This is a genomic window from uncultured Anaerobiospirillum sp. (assembly GCF_902485895.1).
GTDB classification, from domain to species: domain Bacteria; phylum Pseudomonadota; class Gammaproteobacteria; order Enterobacterales; family Succinivibrionaceae; genus Anaerobiospirillum; species Anaerobiospirillum succiniciproducens.
Window position 1 is genome coordinate 41,986 of the sequence record NZ_CABTML010000108.1, and the last position, 18,779, is coordinate 60,764.

The following is an 18,779-nucleotide window of genomic DNA, read 5'->3' on the forward strand; positions in this document are numbered from 1 at the left end:
AATGAGCGAGACCACCAACGACCATCTCTTAGTAGAGGCTATCTCTAACGGTACTGTTATTGACCACATCGCCCCTGGTCAGGCAATGAACATTCTGCGCTTATTTAACTTCTTAGGTAAGCACAACCACATTACCGTAGGTTTCAATCTGCGTTCCTCATCCTCAGAGAAGGGCATGAAGGACATCATCAAGATTGCTGATGTTACCTTCTCCCCTGCAGAGACTGAGCAGCTTGCTATCTTAGCTCCTGATGCTACTGTAAACACCATCAAGGACTACAAGGTGCAAGACAAGTACAATCTGCGTCTACCTTCTGAGATTAGAGGTGCTTTTGAGTGCCCTAACTCCAACTGCATCACCCACGTTGAGCGTGGTGCTAAGCCTTGCTTCCGTATCTTTAAGGAAGACAATGAGGTTATGATGCGTTGCCACTACTGTGAGCGCGTATTCTCACGCGAGTTACTCTTAAAGTACAACGACCTCGCATAATGTCTTACAACTTAGCAGCCTAGCTGCTAGGCATGAGCAAAAAAGGCCACGAAATTTTCGGGGCCTTTTTTGTATGTGGCTATGGAAACATTAGAGTCTAATCAATAATCATACTTATCGACTCTTTGCGCTTAAAGTGATTCTCGCAAGGGCCCATTAATGGGTATCCTAGCACTAAGGCAACATGTGGCTCAAAGCGTTCATCAATGCCTAAAATTTTACGCATGTACTTAGGACTAAAGGACGCAATAAAACATGAACCTAGCCCTAGCTCTTCTGCTTTAAGAGCCATAGGCATCATCGCAAGGCCTAAATCAAAGTCGGCAAACGGCTCTTGATCTGATGGTCTTACCCACCCCTTCTCTTGATCATCGCGACAGCCTAAAATCATCGCGCTAGCACCGTACCAAGGCCTTAAAGCATTTAACTTGCTCATTCCTTGAAAGCCCACCCCAAAGAAAAAGTAAGGCTGCTGATTACATGCTGATGGGGATAAGCTACCTGAGGCAATAATCTTTTCAAGGATAGCTGTATCGACCTGACGCTTAGGATCAAACTCACGACATGAGTAACGCGAGGCCATCAGCTCATCTAAAGACCTTATCTTACTGACCTGATTGCTGCTTACATCATCTACATCATGAGGTATGTGCTGCGCTGTAAGCTTGCTTGGCTTTTCGAAACAATCCATATCTAATTCTTTGCTCTGAGCAGATGACTTATGTTCAAATCCCACCGCTTTTAGCCATGTAATGCTAGTCAAAATTTGTGGCTATGCATTATTCAAGAGAGCCTCATGGCGATGGCCTAAAAGACACTTACACCTATCCTAGCGCAAAGACTATGTTAAGTTAACTAAAAGGCCCCGCTTAATTGTAAGCTTGTGCACTAGATTACATTGCACCCATCTTAAGCTGTATCAATGCACCTAAGTTGTTCTGTTAAGGTAAAGATAATAAGCAAGCTATGCAAATTAGATATACCTACCCAATATACAAGCAAAAACCTTTTGCACATGTGATAGGCTACTATCTCACTGAGGTTGCCATAAGATGAGCATAGCCAGCGTCATGAAGCGTGGAGAGCCTACTGTCTTTAGCTTGAGTGCAGTCGTTGAGCCTATTGTTTGAACATAGGGATTTTTCATGGGCAAAGAGCCGTCACTTACACATGTATCCATGTGGCTAAATCATAGCTGGAAAGCTATTGGCGCGTCTGAGGCCTATGAACTTATGGGCAAGACAGGCGTCCCTATCGATCAGCGCATGTTTATCTGTAATCTATGCGGACAATTTGTCACCTTAGTAGCTGGTGACAAGCAAGTACCGCACTTTAGACATTCTAAAGGTGAGGCAGATAAAGAATGTAAAGAGCGCACCTTTGCGTCAAAGCCGCGCGAATACTCAGCTAATGCCCATAGCCTGCCAATTCGTATCGTCAAAGAGCAGTACTCCAATAAGTATCGCTTTGACTTAGGTTTGATTCGTATTCCCTTTACCGAGTTTCACCCTGACTTTGGCATAAAAATCTTGCCTTGTGATACGGCCTATAGCTATGAGCATCTTAATCTTAGCTCTATCACCTACGTCTCTTTAGGCTATAGACCTTATGAGAGCTATCAAATTAAGCTCAAAGACCAGCCACGAGGATTAAGGGCCTTTTGGCCTGAGCGTGTTGCCGGAATAAACCCAAAAGGTACGGTGTTTAACAAGCGCACGGGTATACGCTTAAACTATGATGCCGATGTGCTCATCGACGAGCCATACCTCATCTTAGTTAATAGCCCCTTATCTTTAGAGCTAGGCTTGTCACTAGAACTTGAGCGTATTGAGCATGAGCAAGCATCACTTGAGGGCTTATATCTGTATGAGGTTAAGGCCACTGACTATGATGACAATGCTGCTAAGTTCTTCATTCAGTTTAATTGTCGTCTAACTGAGCGCCCTGCCAAGATTCAACCTATTTGGCCTTTGTATGCCAATGCAAGCTATTGCGTAAAACACAATAGTCAGGATATGTACTTATTGGTAAGTGGCAATGTCACTGCCTTTAAGACCTACCCAAACTCGTATATTGAACATCTTGGCAAGAGCCATGATGACAAGGATCTCTATCGTATAAGCTGTGAGCAAAGACAGCAGCTCGTATCTACTGGCCGATCTGATGTTTTGCAATATACCTATCTGTGGAAAGAACCATTAGATATCACAGATCATAATCCTCAAGTCAAAGTCACAGATCTCAAAGAAAAAGCGGTTTTTACCGGCCTGAGCTTTGACCTACCTATCAATGGTTGTTTAAGATTTTACTCATCTTACGATGGCTACATCGTGCAAAGAAATCGCGGCGAGATCATCGAGCGCACCTTACTCAAGGCAGAGCAGTACGTCTCTATCCACAACATTAGCTACGGCACTTGTGTTGAGGTATGTATTGGCCATGATATTGTCTGGTCGCATGAGTACAAGCGTAAAGAACTGCAAGATAGCACCTCAGCTTGCTTAGATGCACCGACAATCATGCTCCGCTTAAATCAATGTAGTGCGCCGTATATTAAAGCACCCCATACCTTGCGTAATATTCAACGAAGCTTACATGCCTATCCACAATTAGCTAAATGGATCAGCACATGTATAGCAAAGAACACTATCTCTGTAAGAGCATACCGCTTACTTGAGCACATCTATCGCAACGATCTAGCAGCAATGGAGACTACTCATGAGTGATTCAACTCACCCTCACAAGAGCCAAAAAGATAGCGCCAATGCTCTAGATAGACTAAATAAAATCGGTTCTGCCTTTGAGTCTTTCAATAGCGCTGAGAGTACTGCAGAAGATCGCAATGACGATCTAAGTCTTAGCGACCTTAATAAGCCGCTAAGCCCAGGCCATAACTCCTCTTCCACTAGCCTAAGTGAGAGTGCCTTCAGCTCCTCTTTTGAGCTAGATAAAGGCCTTAAAGATCTTGCCAAGATCGCATCCTTATCTGCAAAGGACTCTAAAGCTGCAGATTCAAAGAAAAATACCTCCTCACTAAGTGATCTTGAAGATCTTATAGAGAGTGTAGATGCTACAGACCAAGATCAGGATGCTGATTCTTTAGAAGAGCAGGATCAAGGAGATCGTGTACATGAGGCTAAGAATCTGCCTAAGGTAGATGTAGCCTCTGAAATGGCTAGCAAGGTGGATATGCAAACTGAGATCGCCGCGTTACGCAAGCAAGTTGTGGATCTTACTAAGCTAAGTGGCGTCATTAAAATTGATGATGAGGCTTATCTAAACAGCTTTGATGACACCATCGCCATTGATCATCTTAAAAACCAACGGCTCTCCATTTGCGTAGTTGCAGGTGCAGGTCTGGACACACATTTGATCCGCATTGCAGATCTTAAAGCTAATGGTCTCTTTGAAGCCTTCCATAAGACAAGCGCAAGCGAGGATAGTGTTGAGAGTATTGATAAGATTCGTCTTGCTGATAGCACCGTTAGCAAGGGCACGGTGGGGGTATGGTCATGGGCGATCTCTAAGAAAGCTACCTCAAATCATAAAAAGGGCCCAGATAGCACCGTAAGCCGCCCTCAAAGTCTGATCGTGCCTACCGAAGTTGTAATTCTTCAGGATATTCACTCCCTTGATGAGCTTATCTTAAAGATTAAAGAGGGCTTAGAGTATCAGCCGATTAGCAAGAAGGTACTCTTAACTGCACGTAAAGTAGATGGCAACTACGTAGGTGTATTGTGCTCTTCGCAAAACGTCAGCTTTAAAAACTCACGCATTGAGCTAAAAGAACAATGCAGTGAGCTTGCTGTCTATGAGTTTGGACCTCAGAGCATTCTCTCTGGCTTAATTTTTGACCACTCATTGCATAAGAGTGCGTTCTTAGGTAAGCCAAATGCTATCTGTCCTGTAAAGACACCTTTTGAGATCGTCAAAGATACCGTATGGTTCTCCTTATCATGGCGCGGCCTAGTCGAGCGTGAGCTCACCTTTAAAACATTTGATGAGCTTGGCGAGATCATCAGGCATATTCCGCATAAAGAAGATCTCACCACTAAGGTCATGCAAAGCTGTCACTGCAGCTACGAGCAAGCTCAGGCCTACTTACACAAGTTCCTGCAAGAGGCCCATGAGTATGTAAGCTATGATACTTTTGATGACAAGGTGATTCTTGCTGCTCTTAGCAAGCATGGTCAGTTGCAGCAAAAGGCCTGTGATCTGTTAAAAGAACAGTGGGAACAAGAGCATCAAGATCTTATAGAGCAAACTACCCTTGCTAAACAAGAGCTTGAGGATGTCACTTTATTACTTAAGAGCAAGCATGCTGAGCTTAATAAGTTAGATGCTGATCTTGAACATAAGCGCTCCGAGCTCAACCTTGATAGCGTCTCACAAGAGATGCTCCTATCTAAGATAAAAGACGAGCAGCAACACGAGATTGCCAAGCTTCAACAAGAGCATGCCCAAGAGATTGCAAAGCTCAAAGCCACTCAGGTTCAAGAGGCAAGCAAGATCGAGCAGGCGGTAAGCGAGCATATTCAAAAGGCTCAAGAAAACGCCGCCGACTTTGTAGCGCAAATGCTCTTCATTAAAGCAGCCCAAACTGCCCTCAACCAAGGTCAGGCTGCTACCAGTCATCAAGCTCTTGCGCCTCAAACAACAGCACAGTTAGTTGATGAGCCAATAAAAGCTGCCACGGCTACTGTTGCCCCTCATGCCACTCCGGCTCCTGCTACTATTGCCCTTCCTGCTAATGCAGCTACTGCTAGTGTTGCACTTCAGGTTAGTGCAGCCCCGCTTGCTGCAGCAGTTGCATCTCATGAGCAAGCGCCTGCGGTCAATGCTGCTCCTAGCAGCGTAGCTGCTGTGAGTGTGAACTCTAAAGCGGTGGACTATCGTTTACTTGACTGCCAGGGCAAGATTAAGGCTATGCAAGAGCGAGATTCTCTCGTGGGCATCATTCGCGTGTTAAAGAGCAATCTCAAGCGCTCAGGTGTATCTGAGCACTATGCTGAGGGTTTAGCTAAGTACTTGATTGCAGCGTATATGCACAAGCAGCCTTTAATCTTAGTAGGCCCTAATAGCCTGGATATTATCGAGGCTTTTGCTGCAGCTGTCTGTCATCAGACCTATGCTTGCCTTACTTGCGATGATAATTACTCAGCGCAAATCCATAATCTTCTTGGAGCCCATCAAGAGCGCTTGGTGGTGCTGAATAATCTCATTTCAAGCGCTTATATTGGCCATCTTGAGGAGATCTTAAGCCATAAGGATCTCTTCTTTATTGCAACCCATCCATACAAAGAAGATCTGCAAGTTGAGCCAAAGAGCTTATATGGCTTTATGCTCCCGATCTTTACTGAGTTTTTAGTCTCAGAGAGTGCCTCTGGCATGTACACTGGGATTAGCATGACTAATCAAGCCTCTCTCTTTAAGCTTAGTGATCTTGAAGATGATTATGCTGTTAGCAAGCTAAACTCTTTTGCCCCATCGCCACTGGTGCTCAACAAGGTCAATACCCTCTTTGCACGTATGGCTGATCTTATGGAAGAGGATGAAGATGAGTGTGGCTATAAAGATATTGAGGTGGTGCTAGCTCTGCTTCCTTTGGCCTATGCACAGATGAAAATCAATAAGCTTGAAGATGCCATTGAAGATCCTATGGCTCCACTTAAGATCTCCCCTGAGCTTACCCATGAGCTGCAGTTTATCTTTGGCAATTAAGCATGTTCAAAAAGATTCTCTTCGAGGCGTGTAATCGCTACCACTTAGTTCAGGGTAAAAATGAGACTGCACTTAGCTATAAGGCACGTATTGTCTACAGCATCTGCGGCATGATGGCCTACACCTCTTTGCTCGATGAGTCAGATGAGTCTATTGCCACCATCTCTAAGGTCAATCTCAAGTATCGCGTCAAAGACATTTTAGATAGTTATTTATCTTTAATGCCTGAGCTTAAAGACTCTTTTAGTAACGCTAATTTTGATATTGCAGAGAGCATCTATCAAACCTTTTTAGATGCAGGCGTAATCTACTCAAGTCCTTATCGTTTGGCCATCAGTAAGCGCGTTCAGCTTCGCTACGACAAAGTGACCTTCATGCGTGGCATCAGCCCTGATGAGATTGACCGAGTATCTGGCATTGGTTTTTATGGCTATGAGCTACAGCCAAAAGATGCCCATCTAGATCCCCTTGCTGCTCAAGCTCTAAGTAAGGTCAACACCAAGGATCTTAAGGCGCTTAGGGCCATGTTTGGCCTTGAGACAGAGTCCCTGTCTAAAAGACTGCACGTAACGCTTAACCGCGCCACTTGGCATAAAAGCTACTTAGATAAATCTCAGCTAGAGTTTTTACGCACCGACGGCCCTTTTACCTTAGGCTACTGGGTCAATAAAGACAAAAAGAGCGTCAGCAAAGATGGTACTCCCTTATCCACAGCGATAAGCGAATATGGCAATACCTTTGGTCTACTGTCTATGATTGAGCCTGAAGCCCAGCGCTCTGACAATGGTCTCATCCTCTCACATCTCGATGCTCCAGGCTCTAGAGCAAGACCATACCGCTCTCAGGATGACCATAGAGATCTTTTGAGCCTAAACCAGGAGCAATCTACAGAGGGCATGGATAACGTCCTAGGTGCTGATCTTTATGAGGATCAAAGTGAGTTGCTCGGTGAGATCGTAAGTGTCTCAGGCAGCGAGATTGAGGCTAAAGCTGTCTCCATCTTAAGATGCAATGGTTCTTACTATCTGTACTTTTATCGTGATGAAGAGCTAATCATCAGCCCACTGCCTATGTGGATGATGGAAAACGGCATGTATCGCACTATTTGCTGTGCAATCTTAAAAGAACGCCAAGCCATGCCTCCAATTGACTATACAATGGATGGTAACTTGGTGCATGTGCACTTAAACTACTTACTGCCACGTCCTGAGCTTAATTTATTAAGACTCTATAGTTGGCCAGAGAGTTTTACCTCATCATCACCTGATTTTGCACGCTGTCTCAATAAAGAAGTCTTTGTCGTGTTAAAAGATCTGCTTATTTCCCAAGGTTACGAGTTTTTAGAAGGCTTAAGCTAATGCCACATGGTGCTAATTACGTTCATCAGCAGCTGTGTACAGACCTAGCTGACTACATCAAGGCTCATTACTTTGGTAAATCTGAGCTCCTCTTATCTGCCATTGGTAATCGCCTTGAGCAGGAAAACTTACTGCACAAAAAGCCATATATCGAGTCATCACCAGCATACCTAACCGTACATGACGGCCTAAGTACGGCTCATCTTGATGATTGGCTTAAAGAGTTCTTCTTAAAGCTTGCCCATGAGGGTCTAGGCGTCTTTGCCTCGCCTTTTTCTCATCAGCTTGAGGCATTAGAAAAAGCCGTAGCAGGCCACGATCTCTTTGTTTCTACAGGCACTGGCTCAGGTAAGACTGAGTGTTTTATGTGGCCGATCCTCGCCAAGTTAGTAACTGAGGCACGCAATAGCCCATACTCCTGGGAACAGCGCGGCGTACGCACCATCATCATGTATCCAATGAACGCACTGGTTTCAGATCAAATCAGCCGTATGCGTCGCATGATTGGAGATCCGCAAAATAAATTTGTTTCTATCTTTAGAGAAACTGCAACCAATCTATCACGTCGTCCTCAATTTGGCATGTACACAGGCCGTACTCCCTACCCTGGTGAAATGCCTGATGATGTTCAAGATCATAAGCTTGAGAAGACTCTCAAGCTCATCTTTGATCGTAAAGAAGGCGTGCATGCAGCTTTTTATGAGCACTTATTAAATGAGGGCAAGATCCCGGCAAAAGCGGATGTAGAGCTGTTCTTGCACAATTTGCATTTCCATACCCATGAGCCGCATGATGAAGATGCTGAGCTCATTACGCGCTTTGAAATGCAGAACTATTGCCCAGACATTCTCATCACCAACTACTCCATGCTCGAGTACATGCTCTTGCGTAAAATCGAGCGCAAGATCTGGGAGAACACCCGATCATGGCTGGATATCGATAGCAATAACAAGCTCTTATTTGTTATTGATGAGGCGCATATGTATGGCGGTTCCTCAGGTGGTGAGGTAGCGCTGCTGATTCGTCGACTCTTTAATAAGCTAGGCATCAGCCGCGATCGCGTGCAGTTCATTTTGACCACTGCAAGTATGCCAAACAAGAGCGCCTTAGATAGCGCTGCAGTGATGCGTTTTGCCGATGCGCTTACGGCTAATGATAGCTCTCGCCCTTTTGAATACTTAACTGGTACCCAAGAGAGTGTGGCCACGCTCTGTCGTTATGATATTGCCGATAGCACCATCTTAAAGGCCAACCCAGGTGCGTTTGAAGATGACGATCAGAGCAAGCTTAATGCTTTAACAAGCTTTTTTGCTGAGGTGGCGGGTTTTGAGCATAGGCTTACTGAGCTTGATGATATCTGTGCATGGATGCACGCCAATTTAGCTTCGTATCGTCCATTTAATGAGCTTATCGAACGCTGCCGTGGTAATGCAGTGTGCATGGATGATCTTGCCAAAGACATCTTTCCTAATCTTAGCCATGCAGATGGTTTACATGCAGTAAGTGTACTGTTATCCATCGCTCCTTTAGCCAAAGACTATGAAGGTGCGGTGCTCTTTCCTGCGCGTATGCACATGCTCTTTAAAGGCTTAACCGGTGTATATGCCTGTACCAATCCTGATTGTCCTAAAGGACACTCTCACGATGGTATTTCCATTGGCGAAATCTTCTTTACTGACGATACGCTAACCTGTCCACACTGTGGCAGTCAGGTCTATGAGCTCTATCGAGATCGACGCTGCGGTACTTTATTCTTTAAAGGCTATGTCCTTGAGCAAGACGCTGACTTTAAGCAAGACACATATCTGTGGCGTAATCATGGTCATCTGATGGATGACTACATGAAAGAACTGCACTTGTACTTGCCGTCTCCTGACTATCAGCCACAACGTCCTAAGAGTTCGCAAACCGCTGGTGTATGGCCTTGCTATTTAGATGTTAAAAGCGGCTTTTTGAGCTTTAACCATGCTTTCTTTGATGGCAAGGTTGATGGTCTTATCAAGCTCTATTACAGCAAGTACTCGGCAAAAGGTCGCCCTGAGGTATTTACCTTCTCTAAATGCCCTCACTGCCGCCATATGCTCTTTGCCAAACAGCTTAGCTCTTTTAGTACAAAGGGAAATCAGTCATTTTACAACCTCATTAAAACTCAGTTCCAGCAGCAACCTGCAGTGCCAGGGAAAACCGGCATGCCTAATGAGTTTCCTAATGAGGGTCGCAAGGTATTACTCTTCTCTGATAGCCGTCAGCGTGCAGCTAAGCTTGCCAAAGACATGTCCTATCTCTCTGAGATCATGGCGGCAAGACAGCTCTTTGTCTCAGCTATCAAACTGATGGAAGATACCCCGAGGGCTTTTTCACTTGAAGATCTCTACGATTTTTTGTGCTTAGCTGCAGCCCAAAAGAGTATTCAGTTCTTCCACGATAAAGATCGCGAGAAATTCATCAAGCATACTAAAGGCTGTATTGAAGAGTACGAGCTATCTGGTGGCGAGGACTATGAGACGCAATACCCTGTCTCGAAGAGCGCTCCTGAGCAAATGCAGGAGTATATGTTTAGACTGATTGCCGGAAGCTACAACACCTTATACGACTCAGCTGTATGTTGGATTGAGCCGCAACGCAAGGTATTAAACAAAGCTATTGCTGCACTCAAAGAGCTTGGCGTTGAAGTAAGCAAACAAGAGTTCATTGAGTTCTTCAATGCTTGGTTTATGAACGTGTGCGATGAAAGCCTGGCTTTGGGTGAAAATATTAGCGATGAGATCAGAGCTAATGTAAAGCGTCCTTTTGATCGCTTTAACTATGGCTTAAAAGATCAGTGGACTTTCTCAACCGCCATTCATTCCATCATGTGCTGGGAGAAGGATGATATTGAGGCATTTAAGTGGAAAGATGTCTTAAATCTCTACTTCTTAGAAAGCGGTAAGAGTGAGCGTAATTACATCCGTCTGAACACTGTAACTCCGCGCTTTGATGATACTCATGTTTGGTACAAGTGCACTACCTGCTCAGAGCTCACACCATACCTACTTAAGGGTAAATGCCCAAGCTGTGGATCAGAGCATACCCATGCTATGGGTCAGAGCGATTATGCGGCTTTAAGCTATTGGCGACAGCCTGTGTACGATGCCCTTGCCGGTAAGCAAATTCGCGTTATCGATACTGAGGAGCACACAGCGCAGTTGTCGCATAAAGATCAGCGTGATGATCTGTGGTCAAAGACTGAACAATATGAGCTACGTTTCCAAGACTTAGTCCAAGAACATGAAACTCCTGTAGATATCCTTAGCTCCACTACCACTATGGAGGTGGGTATCGATATTGGCTCCCTTGTGGCAGTTGGTCTGCGCAATATTCCACCTAAGCGAGAAAACTATCAGCAGCGTGCTGGTCGTGCCGGTCGTCGTGGCTCAAGCTTATCGACCATCGTTACCTTCTGCGAAGGTGGCCCACATGACTCCATTTACTTTAACAATCCAGTGCCAATGTTTTGCGGTGAGCCCCGTAGACCATGGATTGATATCAAAAGCGAGAAGCTCTTACAGCGTCATTTGGCCATGATCGTATTGCAAGAGTATCGTTCTATTGCTCAAAACGGCTTAGACAAAGCTGCAGCTGTAGACTTCCTGCAAGAAGAACTGCAAAGCTTTATAGCCTACTTAGAAACTTACGATCGCTCTCGTGCCTTAGCGCAATTACCTGCTGATGTCGACTTTAACTTTGAGCGCTTTAAAGACGAGCTCATTGACGCTTTAGAAGAACTTAAAGATAAGGCCGAACGCCACCCTGATCTCTTTACCGTACAGCATGGTCCATTTAACACCAAGCCTAAAGCTCTGTTAGATGCTCTTTACGAAGCCGGCGTTATCCCGACCTACTCCTTCCCAAAGAATGTGGTTAGCACCTATATCTCTGATCAGGACGGTAAGACCAAGTACGCCATCGATCGTGGCTTAGATGTGGCTATTAGTGAATATGCTCCGGGTAGAGCTATCGTAGTAGATAAGAAGACCTACCAAATTGGCGGTTTTTACGCTCCAGGCAGTGCTACGTATAGAAATATCAAGGAACCAGCAAAGGCTTATTTCTCAGATCCAAACTACATTAAACGCGTGCTTACTTGCACCCATTGTGGCTGGTTTGGACTTGAGGAGGATAACCCACATCAATGTCCATTCTGCGGCAATCCTAATCTTGAACAAGATATTAATATGCTGCGTCCATGGGGCTTTGCGCCACGCAATGCCGAGCAAATCTCTGATGCTATGCTCGAAGAGACCTACTCTGCTGTACAACAGCCGCTCTACTCAACTTTGCCTGAAGGTGAGCAATTACAGCTAGTGGATAACTGCACTAACATCAAGATCGCCTCACGTACCAATCAGCGCATCATCATGGTCAACAAGGGCGCTCGCTACAAAGGATTCACCGTTTGCACTGACTGCGGTGCTGCTATGCCTGGCGATAGCAAAGACGTGCTTAAGGATGTAGAACGCCCATACAAACTGCACAACGTTTTCTTAAAGCCATGTCGCCACGCTAATGTACAACGCGTTAACTTAGGCTATGACTTCATTACCGATATGATGGTCTTAGAGTTTGCCATTGATAACAATAAAATCGATGTCAATGCTGACGATAGAACTTGGATTAGCCGCGCCGCTCAATCACTTGCTGAGGCATTAAGACTAGCTGCAAGTAAGCATTTAGATGTGGAGTTTACCGAACTTGTGACCGGCTATCGTCTGCGTGATGGTGGCACCTCACTCTTTAGAGGCACCTCATATGTAGATATTTATCTGTACGATAGCCTCTCAAGTGGTGCAGGATATTCAGATAGTGCTGCGCAAAATATCAGCACCATCTTGCAAGATGTACACGCGATCTTAAGTGATTGTACTTGCGACGCAGCTTGTTCCAAGTGCCTCAAGCACTTTAGAAATCAGTTCTTCCATGGCCTGCTTGATCGTCATGCAGCGTTGCAATTACTTGAATGGGGACGTACAGGCAAGGCAGCTCCGGCATTAACCCTTGACGAGCAACGAGCCTTAATTGAGCCACTTAAACGTATCATCGAAAGGCTAGGTATTAAGCTTGATCTCACTAGCGATCCAATCAAGGGTTCGATCCCGGGCATGAGTAGAGACATTGTGATCTATCCAGCCATGTGGCTTGCCCCTGAAGATCGCGGCACGGTTTACATCAGTGACGCCCTGCTAAAGCACGCCAAACCATATGCCATCGATAGACTCAAACACTACTTCCCAGTAGCCATCTGTTAGCAAACACACGAGCCTCTCAAGATCGCGATCTTAGTAGCTCCAAACCGCCATCTTACATGCAGCGCCCGCACTAATAAGATATAAGTGCGGGACTGCAATCAAAGCACCTTAACAACTACCTGCCTGCCGCATACAGCGCAATGGCCTGATCTTGGTCTACCGAAGCGCCTGAAATGCCTACCGCGCCTATGACCTTGCCACTGTCATCCTTGATCGTGACGCCACCGCCAAAGCTAATCATGCCGCCGTTAGTAGCCTCCAAGGTATAGATAATTCCACCAGGACAGGCTCTTTGACCAATATCTGCACTGTCACATCTAAACAGTGCCGCCGTACGAGCCTTCTTCATGGACACATCGATAGACCCAGGCAAAGCGTCATCCATACGCAAAAAGCCGCTCATTAATCCCGAGGCATCCACCACGCTAATACATACCTTTAAGCCTTCTTTTGCAGCTGCAGCTCGTGCTCTCTCAATTACCTGTAATACCAAAGACTCATCCATTAAAAACCTCCTATCTTCAATGACTATCTGTGATATTACCCATCCCAATCTTCCAAGAAAAGCGCTCAAACAAGCCCATCGTTAAAACTTAGATCCAGCCCACTACGCACAGCACTAAGAGCTGTCGTGACGAGCTGACCATGCCCACCTAATTTTTAACTTTCGCATATGAGCGCAACTGGCAAAGCGGCATGCACTCTAGCCTTAGATCCATAGCAATACTCTCAATTGTTAGATTGATCACACTAATGATGGATACTAGATATCACATCCTATGTATACTATTTAGCTGTAACACTATTTAACTTTTGTACGCATATGTTAAATCGTCAGAACTATTACTTTCCATGTTATAGCTTTATGCTGCTTTAAATTGCAGATACATGTGGGTACGCTTTTTTATGGACGATTGACTTGTTCTTTAAGATCTTTCATCTCAATAGTTAGGTTCTAAAACATGGCATCAGACTTAATGCTCCAACATGTTTGCAAATGGACTGAACATGGATGGCAACCAACAACTCCAGAGGCTGAAATATTAAATAGCCATGGAGTCGGCATCAGTAGCAAAAGCTGCTTATTGCTATGTTCTTTGTGCGGTCAATATGCATTATTAGCAGCTGGCCCTAAGATCAGGCCTCACTTTAAACATAGTAAATCCGAAGAGATCAAAGTATGCCAAGAAAGAGCAAAGCGCAATAACGGTCAATTAAACTATGATCCACACAAACGCGATCTTCCTCTGCGTATTCGTGATGTTACAAAAAATTCCTTTAGGCTAGAGCTAGGCTTTATCCGCGCTCCAATAGATAAGTTTAACCACGACTTTTTTGTGAAAATTCATGGAAAAGGATGCGGTAATCATGTTGTCATATATAACAAAGAACGCTTCAATCATGGGCGCATTACCTACCTAGATGTAGGACACTTACCATATAGCTCTTTCTCAATTGAGTTTTCTCAAGATAATAAAGCTCTTCGTCAATACTGGCCTCAAACAGTGTCTGGCGTACATAGCTACGGAGCATTATTCGACAAAGAAACAGGCCTGATGTTACCGTATGATGCCGATGTTACGATCAACAAGTCATACTACCTATTGAAGCCTCAGTCAGCCTCTTTTAGAACCTTTGGCTGTATCGAAATCGAAGGCGGCTCAACTTGTTGTAATGATTGGGTATTGTATGAAGTTCGCGCTCTTAGTTTTGATCACGAGGCTGCAAAATTCTTTTTACAATTCCACTGTCGCCTTACTAATAGCCCAGTCTCTTTCCAACCACTATGGCCTTTATATGTTGAAGGGGCTTTTTGCAACAAGCACAATAGCGACAGCTTATACGCACTAGTAAGTGGACATGTAACTGCAGTACATTCACTACCAATTAAAGCAGCACAACCTCTCTATGAAGTTCCTTCAGGTCAGAAGGTTTACAAGATTAACTGTTCTGATAGACAAATGCTTGTTACAGCTGGACGAGTATCCATACTTTCCTCAACCTATCTTTGGAGAGAAAAGTTAGTTAAAGATACGGTTAAACCTGATGCATTAGTCACGGATGGTAATAACAATGAGCTAAAAACTGGGCAAGACATATCTTTGTTAACAGAAACTAGTCTGCACATCAAGATAAACTTTGATGGATGTGTTGTTATAAGCAGAGACGGCGCAATTTACTCTAAACAAACACTCAAAACAGATGTAGTCAACATCGTCCATGGTATCTCATACAACTGCAGCATTAAGATCTTGGTTGGCTTTGACACTATCTGGTATGCAGATATTGTTTACAAAGGAAAACCAAAACAAGACCGGTTAATCGAAAGTGATTTATTAAGACGTCTTAACTCAACTCATACAAATCTAATCCCTACGCCTCATGCAATGAGAAACATACAGGCTAAACTTAAACACTACCCCGAAATTCAAGCCTGGATTAGACAGCGCATTAAGTGCGGCACTATGAACGAACATGCTTATCGCTTGCTTCAACAAACCTGTCGACTAGAAAAAACAGAAAAACAGGAAAGAAGTCTATGATCTACATGAAAACTCTCAATAGCGAAGAAATAACTCAGCTTTGCAATGCTATTGGATCCGAACCATTCCGTAAGTTTTTTAAAGACTCTAATAGTTTGATTTCAAAATATGGACTTATCCATGAGTCATTGAAGAATGCAGCCTTCATTAAACGCATTATTAGCTATCTAAAAACAGACTTATTGTTATATAGATATTTTGCCGACACCATAGATAATCAATTGGAATTAATTGACATATCTGTCAAAGGCAAACCGATGTCTTCACCATTAGATGTAAGACTTGCTGAGGCTATTTTTGATTCAATATTTAAAGATTCAATTGAAATTTACTTCAAGCTATGCGGTATTAAATACAATGAAATAATCAAGATTAGAACTGCTGAAGAATTAGAACAATTAAAGCTTGAAAAGAATAATACTCAATCTGCAAGCATAGATGACGAAAATAAACAAAAACCAATTGAAGACTCAAAGAGCCAGAAGCTTCGTGCTTTTGATGATACATGTAAGTATGAGGTCATAGACGAAAACTTACATGAAAGAAACATATCTATATTTCAAGTACAAAAAAACAATAACTCAAATTGCTTGCTAATTCGTCGTTTAGCAGATCTAAATATTGAGACAAATAAATTTGTTCTATTTGAAGATAGATATACCTCTCCATCTGTACTTAATCCTAAAGCATATTTTGAACATAAATCCGGCCCTAAAGACGTCGGCTTTTATGGAGTTTGGTCATGGCGCAGTGTTCCTAAAATTACTTTATTTGACGAGGATCAAATTGAGTCTAACTACATGCCCAATATATCCCATATTGAGCTATGTTTAATTGATGGCGTCAACAGTATAGAAGAGCTCGTTGATAGAATTTTAAAAGGAGTTCAGCAAAAGACTCATTCAAATAGAGTCATGTTCTTCTTTAAGGAATCTTATGGTGGAAGATGCAAGGGAGTACTTTGTTCAAAAGAAGATCTTGTATGCGATGGTAGTAACTCTAAACTCCACGACTATTATCTAGATCTTCCTGTCTATAGTTTTTTAACTACTGACACCATGACTCTTAGCACCCATCAAATCGTTTATAAGAAACTTTTTGCAGGTATACCTGAAAGCATATTTAAGGTTTTACCTCAAAAAGAGAAAGATATTCCTAAAACCCCAGCTCAATCCATAAAACCTAACACCATCCCTGAAGAAGTCTTAGATGGCAAAAACACTAGTACAACCATGAAAGAAGAAAGCGATCAAAGTAAACTCAAATCTCTTAAAGATGAGCTAAATCTTAATATCAGTGAAGTTCTCGATCTTAAGAAGAAGTTAAAACTGATTGATCCAAAACTGCAACAGATACAGGACCTTACAGCAAATCTTGAGGCAAAGCTTAAAGACATCATTAATACTGGCAGTCACAATTCATCTAATATCTCTTCACCTTTGTCGTTAGATGTTAAAGATCAAGGAGTCGATAACTCCATATATTCTGTAATATCTGCGGATAAGCACTCCGAAAAAACTCCTGTTCAAAAATGGGATCAAGTCATAGAGTTACTTGAGAAAAATCTATCTGAAGCAGGTGTTATAAACAGCAGCAAGCTTGCATGTTGCTATGGCCTTGCTGTATTTCTGTGTGCAAGTTATATCCTAAAGCAACCTATATTACTTGCTGGCCCAAATGTTAAAGACATATGCGAAGCAATGAGCTACGCTGTTGATAGCGGTAGATACGGAGTACTAAATTGCACCGGCGAGTTCAATCAGGCCGCAGTAGATCAGATTGGCAGTAACGGCGAACATATTGTTTTTGTTAATAACCTCATTACAAGCAGTTGGGTAAATCGCATCCAAGATATATTTAAAAATAATGAGATCTTGTTTATAGTGGGCCATCCTTTCAAAGAAGAACTACAAGTTGAGCCAAGTAGTCTCTTTAACTACATGTTGCCTTTTCTAATAGAGCCTATAATTAATGACATACCTTACCAAAGGTACAGTAGCTCACATATTGATGAATCACTGCAAAGTTATTTCCCAGATATAGTGAACCGAGAAAGGTTAGCCCTTTTAAACAAGGGTAATGTTAGTCCGTTGCAACTGAACAACATGAACTATATCTCATCAATAATGAGCATCATTGCAAAGCCAGAGCACAATAATAACCAAAGTACTCCAAAACTAAATGGGCTCAATTTGATTAAGCTGTTATTTAAAGATGTTACATTAGCTTACATAAATCAATCATTAGATAAGTTATACCACGAGCTTGGTAAGCATATTGATAAAGGTGTTGAGTACCAAAATATTAAAGATCTAATTGATTATCTTGTGGTCAAAGACTAATGCAAAGTGTTCTTCATTTACAAATAGCTAGAAAGTACAAGATCGCAAAAGGAAAGAGTGAAACAGAGCTCTCTTTCATTTATAGAAATATATATACAGTATGTGCTCTTATGGGGTACGCTTCGCTACTCGATGAAGTTAATGACGATAAAGTATCAATAGTTCATATTAAGAGCCGTATCAAAAACGTACTTAACGCTTATCTTGAGATATACCCAGATCTTACAGAGCTCTTCAAGGATCGTAGGCAAATATTTGAAGACTTTATTGTGAATCTTATGATCGCGACCTCAACTATTTACCACTCGCCGTATCATGTTTCAAAATCAATATTAAAGACTGCAGCTGTTGGCAATATTATTTTTCAGCGAGGCATTGATCCTGAAGACATAGACTGTATCTCAGGGGTGGGCTTTTACTCCATCAACCACAACGGTACAAGCACCTCTTCGGATGCGCTTAAAGAGCTCTATGGTATTGAAAATATTGATATTGACACAAAATTAAAGCAAGTCATGTCAATGGCTCATTGGTCAGTTATAAGCGAACAAGATCCTGATCTTGAATATTTAAATATTTCTCCTTGTAAGGGACAAAAGTACTGGATTTCGCATACCGATAAAAATGCTGAGATTCTTCTAGCCCGCACTACAGACCATAGTACCAGAGAATATTATCTTTATAAAAATAATAAAAATAGTCCAGAAATAAGCAAGCTTGCTCCTTGGATGATTAAAGACGGAGCACCAAAGCAATTAGCTAGAGCAATTCTTAAGAAATACGGAACGCTACCACCTATCAGTTATGAGTTTGATGGCGACATTGTAAAGGTTGAAATCGGTTATATGTTGCCAAATACTGAGGCAAATATGCTTATGCTATTTAGCTGGCCATGTGTACCAAACCGGATAAACAACGTATTCTCTAGAATCATGAATAAGGATATTTTCATGGTTTTTAAAGAGCTTCTATCCTCGCAAGGCTATACCTTTGAAGAGCTATTGGATAACAACAAGCAGCCAAAATAAAAAAATTAGCAT

General features: G+C 42.9%; 10 protein-coding genes. 8 read left to right on the forward strand and 2 right to left on the reverse strand.

The window, feature by feature from the left end:
- The first annotated feature begins 1 nt into the window (after window position 1).
- Window positions 2-490: an aspartate carbamoyltransferase regulatory subunit gene (gene pyrI / locus RDO37_RS09105; RefSeq protein WP_303073567.1), complete on the forward strand. Its 489-nt coding sequence runs from the start codon at window positions 2-4 to the stop codon at window positions 488-490.
- A 97-nt stretch (window positions 491-587) separates the two neighbouring features.
- Here the strand turns inward: pyrI and RDO37_RS09110 are convergent, their stop codons facing one another.
- Window positions 588-1,226 carry a nitroreductase family protein gene (locus tag RDO37_RS09110; protein ID WP_308498850.1) on the reverse strand — a complete coding sequence of 213 codons (639 nt, stop codon included), beginning with the start codon at window positions 1,224-1,226 and terminating at the stop codon, window positions 588-590.
- Between the two features lie 409 nt (window positions 1,227-1,635).
- On the opposite strand from RDO37_RS09110, the gene RDO37_RS09115 reads away from it, so the two are divergent.
- From RDO37_RS09115 to RDO37_RS09130, 4 genes are read left to right on the forward strand one after another with little or no spacing between them, the layout of a single operon-like run.
- The gene (locus tag RDO37_RS09115; protein WP_308498851.1) at window positions 1,636-3,216 is read left to right on the forward strand and encodes a hypothetical protein; all 1,581 of its coding nucleotides are present in this window, start codon (window positions 1,636-1,638) and stop codon (window positions 3,214-3,216) included.
- Complete coding sequence (locus tag RDO37_RS09120; RefSeq protein ID WP_308498852.1) at window positions 3,209-6,211, forward strand: hypothetical protein; 3,003 nt, start codon at window positions 3,209-3,211, stop codon at window positions 6,209-6,211. The genes RDO37_RS09115 and RDO37_RS09120 overlap by 8 nt, the downstream gene beginning before the upstream one ends.
- Before the next feature lie 2 nt (window positions 6,212-6,213).
- Window positions 6,214-7,569: a hypothetical protein gene (locus RDO37_RS09125; RefSeq protein ID WP_308498853.1), complete on the forward strand. Its 1,356-nt coding sequence runs from the start codon at window positions 6,214-6,216 to the stop codon at window positions 7,567-7,569.
- Window positions 7,569-12,854, forward strand: coding sequence for a DEAD/DEAH box helicase (locus tag RDO37_RS09130; protein ID WP_308498854.1), 5,286 nt, complete (start codon window positions 7,569-7,571; stop codon window positions 12,852-12,854). The genes RDO37_RS09125 and RDO37_RS09130 overlap by 1 nt, the downstream gene beginning before the upstream one ends.
- 115 nt (window positions 12,855-12,969) lie before the next feature.
- On the opposite strand, the gene RDO37_RS09135 is transcribed toward RDO37_RS09130, so the two are convergent.
- Window positions 12,970-13,359 (reverse strand): heme-binding protein, encoded by a 390-nt coding sequence (locus RDO37_RS09135; RefSeq protein WP_308498855.1) that lies wholly within the window; start codon window positions 13,357-13,359, stop codon window positions 12,970-12,972.
- A gap of 457 nt (window positions 13,360-13,816) precedes the next feature.
- Here RDO37_RS09135 and RDO37_RS09140 point away from each other — a divergent pair, with 457 nt between their 5' ends.
- From RDO37_RS09140 to RDO37_RS09150, 3 genes are read left to right on the forward strand one after another with little or no spacing between them, the layout of a single operon-like run.
- Entirely contained in the window at window positions 13,817-15,397 is a 1,581-nt protein-coding gene (locus RDO37_RS09140; protein ID WP_308498856.1) for a hypothetical protein, read from the forward strand.
- Window positions 15,394-17,739 (forward strand): hypothetical protein, encoded by a 2,346-nt coding sequence (locus tag RDO37_RS09145; protein ID WP_308498857.1) that lies wholly within the window; start codon window positions 15,394-15,396, stop codon window positions 17,737-17,739. The genes RDO37_RS09140 and RDO37_RS09145 overlap by 4 nt, the downstream gene beginning before the upstream one ends.
- Window positions 17,739-18,767, forward strand: coding sequence for a hypothetical protein (locus tag RDO37_RS09150; protein ID WP_308498858.1), 1,029 nt, complete (start codon window positions 17,739-17,741; stop codon window positions 18,765-18,767). Before RDO37_RS09145 ends, RDO37_RS09150 begins: the two co-directional genes overlap by 1 nt.
- The last annotated feature ends 12 nt before the right edge of the window (window positions 18,768-18,779 follow it).